Annotated in this window: 4 protein-coding genes; 1 reads left to right on the top strand and 3 read right to left on the bottom strand. The window is 65.5% G+C overall.

Translation table 11 applies throughout. The annotated features are described in order from the left end of the window. Window positions 1-163: 163 nt before the first annotated feature. Window positions 164-1,171 carry a KpsF/GutQ family sugar-phosphate isomerase gene (locus tag ABIB80_RS39120; RefSeq protein ID WP_354129628.1) on the bottom strand — a complete coding sequence of 336 codons (1,008 nt, stop codon included), beginning with the start codon at window positions 1,169-1,171 and terminating at the stop codon, window positions 164-166. A gap of 191 nt (window positions 1,172-1,362) precedes the next feature. On the opposite strand from ABIB80_RS39120, the gene ABIB80_RS39115 reads away from it, so the two are divergent. Continuing rightward, a complete protein-coding gene (locus tag ABIB80_RS39115) occupies window positions 1,363-3,144 on the top strand; it encodes an outer membrane beta-barrel protein (RefSeq protein WP_354129627.1) in 1,782 nt (593 codons plus the stop codon). Window positions 3,145-3,358: 214 nt separating this feature from the next. Here ABIB80_RS39115 and ABIB80_RS39110 read toward each other — a convergent pair whose 3' ends face one another. Next, window positions 3,359-4,810, bottom strand: a complete 1,452-nt coding sequence (locus ABIB80_RS39110; protein WP_007597139.1) for a glutamate synthase subunit beta — start codon at window positions 4,808-4,810, stop codon at window positions 3,359-3,361. 143 nt (window positions 4,811-4,953) lie between these two features. After that, window positions 4,954-5,538, bottom strand: a 585-nt coding sequence (locus ABIB80_RS39105; RefSeq protein WP_502918782.1) for a GltB/FmdC/FwdC-like GXGXG domain-containing protein, incomplete at its 5' end; no start/stop codon positions are given.

Below are 5,538 nucleotides of genomic sequence, written 5' to 3'. Positions count from 1 at the left end.
AGACCCGAAGACACTCGGCCATCGGCTATATCAGCCCGGTCGAGATGGAGCTAAAATCGGCTTGATCCATGTCCACTTTTTTGGGGGAAGATCAGAGTCTTTCCGCGGAGGCAGTCTGGATTACTTCGCTACGCTCGCAATGACGGAGGAGAGCGCGCGTGCGCTACGCCACGCCCGCCCGCAGCAGATCGTGCAGGTGCACGATGCCCACCACCTTGTCCGCCTCGGTCACCACCAGCGTCGTGATCTTGCGGGTGTTCAGCACCTCGATCATCTCGGTGGCCAGCATCGAGGGCGGCACGGTTTTCGGCTGCCTGGTCATGACGTCATCGACCGATGCCGTCAGCAGGTCCGGCCGCATGTGACGGCGCAGGTCGCCGTCGGTGATGATGCCGACAGCCTCGGCCGCATCGTTGATGATGCAGACGCAGCCGAGGCCCTTGGCCGACATCTCCATCACCGCGTCCGACATCTTGGTGCCGAGCGGCTTGACCGGGATCTCCGCGCCGGTGCGCATGTAGTCGCGGACGAACTTCAGCATCGCCCCTAACTTGCCGCCGGGGTGGAAATGCGCGAACTCCAGCGCGGTGAAGCCGCGGCCTTCGAGCAGGGCGATCGCGAGCGCATCGCCGATCGCGGCCTGCATCAGGGTCGAGGTGGTCGGCGCCAGATTGTGCGGGCAGGCCTCGCGCGCCTTCGGCAGCTCGATCACGATGTCGGCCGCTTGTCCGAGCGAGGACGCCGCGTTCGACGTCACCGCGATCATGGGGATCGCGAACCGCGCGGAATAGTTCACCAGCGTCTTCATCTCCGGCTGCTCGCCGGACCAGGACAGCGCCATGATGACGTCGTCGGTGGTGATCATGCCGAGGTCGCCATGGGCGGCTTCGGCGGTGTGCACGAAGAAGGCGGGCGTGCCGGTCGAGGCCAGCGTTGCCGCGATCTTGCGGCCCATATGGCCCGACTTGCCGAGTCCGGTGACGATGACGCGGCCCTTCGCGTTGCGGATCAGATCGACCGCCTGGGCGAAGCTCGCGCCCAGCGGGCCGCGCAGGGCGGCGGCGAGCGCGTTGATACCGCCGCTCTCCGTTTCCAGCGTGCGGAGTGCGGATTCGACGCTGTCGGGAATGGGGCCGGATGATTGGGTCATCAGCGGTTTCGAACTCGGCATGTTCTGGTCCAGGGAGGAGGGGCGTTCGTCCGTTGGCGCCTGCTTAGCACGCCACGGCCTTCGAGGCGACGAGGGCGCCCCAACCCTCAACCGGTCGTTAACCATAATTGTTTTAACTCCATTAACGATAGTTCCCGCCGATCGGCTGGGATGATCGCGAAAGTGTTTGATTTCGTTGGAGTTCTTCCATCGTGGGGTCGTCTCCAGGCACGAGCCGGAGCAAGCGCGCGCATTTTCTGCGCGCGGCTTTGCCGTGCTTTGCGCTGACGGTCCTCGGAAGCGCCCCCGGGGCGGCCCAGAGCCTCACCCCCGATCTGTTCAGTCCTAACCGCGGTGGCTTCGCATCGCCCGACACGCTGCCGACGCGCCGGACCGCGGGCGTGCCGCAGGCACCCTCGGATGCACTGCCGACGCTGCCAGATCCCAATGCCGATTTGCGCAAGCGCCAGCAGGCGCCGGCGCGCCCAGGCCAGAACCCGAACAGCCAAAACCCGACCAACCCAAACCCGACCAACCAGGTCCCGCTCTACGGCCTGCCTGCCGCCAATGGCGCCAGCGCCTCCGGCTACGATTCGCTCAACCGCAAGCGACAGCAGCCGAAGCTCTATCCCGGACAGCCGAAGCCGAAGCGCCCGGTCGGCCCCGGCTCGCCGGTGCCGCCGGCAACGCCGGAGCGAACGCTCGGCCCGCCGCGCATCGCGCCGCCGCCCTCCGAGACCGCGCACAAGACACCGGTGCCGCCGGCGCTGGCCGGCAACGTGCCCGGCCAGCCGCTGCGCCGCCGCCTCAAGCTCGACGAGGATGCATTCGGCGCGGTCGGCGACTATGCCGGCAGCTTCCTGATCAAGGGCGGGCTCGAGCTCTCCACAGGCTACGACACCAACCCGGCGCGCTTGAACAAGCCGGTCGGCTCGCCGGCCTATGTCGTCGCGCCCGACCTGCTCGTGGCGTCCGATTGGGAGCGCCACGCGCTGGTCGCGGATCTGCGCGGCTCGTTCTCGGGCTACACCAACAACATGCCGGCGACGATCGACGGCTTTGCCTCGCCCTCGCCGGTCGAGGTCGACCGCCCCGATTTCACCGGCCATGTCGACGGCCGCATCGACGTCAATCGCGATCTCAAGCTGACCTCGCAGCTGCGCCTGCGGCTCGCCACCGATAATCCCGGCAGCCCGAACGTGCAGGCCGGCCTGCAGAAATTTCCTGTTTATGCCACCTATGGCACGACCGTCGGCTTCGACCAGACCTTCAACCGCTTCCAGGTCGCGGCTGGCGCGACCGTCGATCGCACCGCCTACACCAACTCGAAACTCACCGACGGCTCGACCTTCAGCAACGATGACCGCGACTTCAACCAGTATGGCGGCGTGGGGCGCTTCTCCTACGACCTCAAGCCGGGGCTGAAGCCGTTCGTCGAGATCCAGGGCGACACCCGCGTCCATGACCAGGCCGCCGACCGCAACGGCTTCTTCCGCGATTCGAACGGCGGCTACGCCAAGGTCGGCACGTCCTTCGAGTTCTCGCGCATCCTCACCGGCGAGGTCTCGGTCGGCTATTCCGCGCGCAACTACGTCGATCCGCGCTTGAGCCAGCTCGCCGGCTTCCTGACCTCGGGCTCGCTGATCTGGAATGCAAGCGGCCTCACCACGGTGAAATTCGCCACCGACACGCAGATCGCCGAGACCACTATCCCCGGCTCCTCCGGCGTGCTGGTGCATACCTACGGGGTCGAAGTCGATCACGACTTCCGCCGCTGGCTCACTGCCGTCGGCAAATTCACCTACGGCACCTACGACTACCAGGGCCAGAATCGCAACGACAAGACCTACTCGTTCGAAAGCAATCTGATCTACAAGCTCAACCGCAACATCTGGATCAAGGGCACGCTGCGCCACGACATCCTGGATTCGAACCAGGCGGGGTCAAGCTCGCAGGGCACGGTGGCGATGGTCGGGGTGAGGCTGCAGAATTAGCGCGTGTGGCCGTTGCCATTGGCGATACCAAGCCCGAGGTGTCGTCCTGGCGAAAGCCAGGACCCATCACCCCAGGGAGTAGTTTGGCGAAGACTCGTCGTTTGGTACTGCGACCGGCCAACGATCGAGGGATCACGCGGTATGGGTCCTGGCTTTCGCCAGGACGACAGCGGATTTATTGCCTGACTCCGAGCTTGCGCGGCTCGCGCAAAGTTCAGCGCGGCAGATCCGTCTTCCCCATCAGGAACGTATCGATCGACCTGGCGCACAGCCGGCCCTCGCGGATGGCCCAGACCACCAGCGATTGGCCGCGGCGCATGTCACCGGCGGTGAACACGTTCGGGCGTGAGGTCTGGTAGTCGAGCGTGTTGGCCTTGACGTTGCCGCGCGGGTCGAGCTCGACCGACAGCAGCTTCAAAAGGCCCTCGTGCACGGGATGGACGAAGCCCATCGCGAGCAGGACGAGGTCGGCGTCGAGCTCGAACTCGGTGCCGGCGATCGGCTTGAACTTGTCGTCGACGCGCACGCAATGCAGCTTCTTGACCTTGCCGTTATCGCCCGAAAACTTCTGCGTCAGCACGGCGAATTCGCGGACCGCGCCTTCGGCCTGGCTCGAGGACGTCCGCATCTTCAGCGGCCAGTTCGGCCACGTCAGGCCCTTGTTCTCGTGCTCGGGCGGAGCGGGCATGATCTCGAGCTGGGTCACGGAGAGCGCGCCCTGGCGCAGCGAGGTGCCGATGCAGTCGGATCCCGTGTCGCCGCCGCCGATGACGACGACATGCTTGCCGCCGGCCAGAATCTCCTGGACGCCGTTCAACGGTTCATTGGACACGCGGCGGTTCTGCTGCGGCAGGAAATCCATCGCGTAGTGGATGCCGGCGAGGTCGCGGCCGGGGATCGGCAGGTCGCGCGGGGCTTCGGCGCCGCCGGTCAGCGCGACGGCGTCGTACTCGTTGAGCATCTCGCGCGGATCGACATTGCCGTCGACGCCGACATGGCTGTTGTAGTGGAAGGTGACGCCTTCGCCTTCCATCTGCGTGACGCGGCGGTCGATGACGCCCTTTTCCATCTTGAAGTCGGGGATGCCGTAGCGCAGCAGGCCGCCGGCCTTGGCGAACTTCTCGAACAGATGCACGTCGTGGCCGGCGCGTGCGAGCTGCTGCGCGCAGGCCATGCCGGCCGGACCCGAGCCGATCACCGCGACCTTCTTGCCGGTCTTGTGGGCGGCGACCTCGGGCTTCAGCCAGCCATTGTCCCAGGCGCGGTCGACGATCGCGCATTCGATGGTCTTGATGGTGACGGGGTTGTCGTCGATGTTGAGCGTGCAGGAGGCTTCGCACGGCGCCGGACAGATGCGCCCCGTGAACTCCGGGAAATTGTTGGTCGAGTGCAGATTGCGCGAGGCCTCTTCCCAGTTGCCCTGGTAGACGAGGTCGTTCCAGTCCGGGATCTGGTTGTTGACCGGGCAGCCCGGTGTACCGGGCGAGACCGAGCCGGTGCCGTGGCAATAGGGAATGCCGCAGTTCATGCAGCGCGCGGCCTGGTCGCGCGTTTCCTTTTCGGAGAGGGGAACGACGAACTCGTGGAAATGCTTCACGCGCTCGGCGACCGGGGTGTACTTGCGGTCATGCCGTTCGATTTCGAGAAAACCCGTGATCTTGCCCATTAAACCCGAAGTCCCTGCCGTCTAATCGTTTGTTGTTTCCTCACCGTCATTGCGAGGAGCTCTTGCGACGAAGCAATCCAGTCTGCTTCCGAGTAGAAAGTCTGGATTGCTTCGCTGCGCTCGCAATGACGGGCGCTGATGTCCTAAGCCCCGATCGCGATTTTCGGCTCGGCGTCCGCGTTGGCGGCCATCTCGCGCAGCGCGCGCCGGTATTCGACCGGCATCACCTTGCGGAATTTGGGCAGCCAGTCCTTCCAGTTGGCCAGGATGTCGGCAGCGCGCCTGGAGCCGGTCGCCTTGGCATGGCGGGTGATCAGGACATGCAGCCGCTCGACGTCGGAGGCGAGCAGGTCCTTGAACACGTCGACCCGGCCGTGCGCCTCGAGGTCACCGGAGTGGTGATAGGTGCCGGCGTTGATCAGCTCTTCCGACAGCACCGGCTCGAGCTCGACCATCGCCATGTTGCACAGCCTGTCGAAGTCGCCGGTCTCGTCCAGCACATAGGCGATGCCGCCCGACATGCCGGCCGCGAAGTTGCGCCCGGTCTTGCCGAGCACGACCACGATGCCGCCGGTCATGTATTCGCAGCAATGATCGCCCGCGCCCTCGACCACCGCCACGGCGCCGGAATTTCGCACGGCAAAACGCTCGCCGGCGATGCCGCGGAAGTAGCACTCGCCTTGAATGGCGCCGTACATCACGGTGTTGCCGACGATGATGCTCTCTTC

The organism is Bradyrhizobium sp. i1.15.2 (assembly GCF_040548425.1).
GTDB lineage: Bacteria > Pseudomonadota > Alphaproteobacteria > Rhizobiales > Xanthobacteraceae > Bradyrhizobium > Bradyrhizobium canariense.
This window is presented reverse-complemented; position numbering and strand designations above follow the sequence as displayed.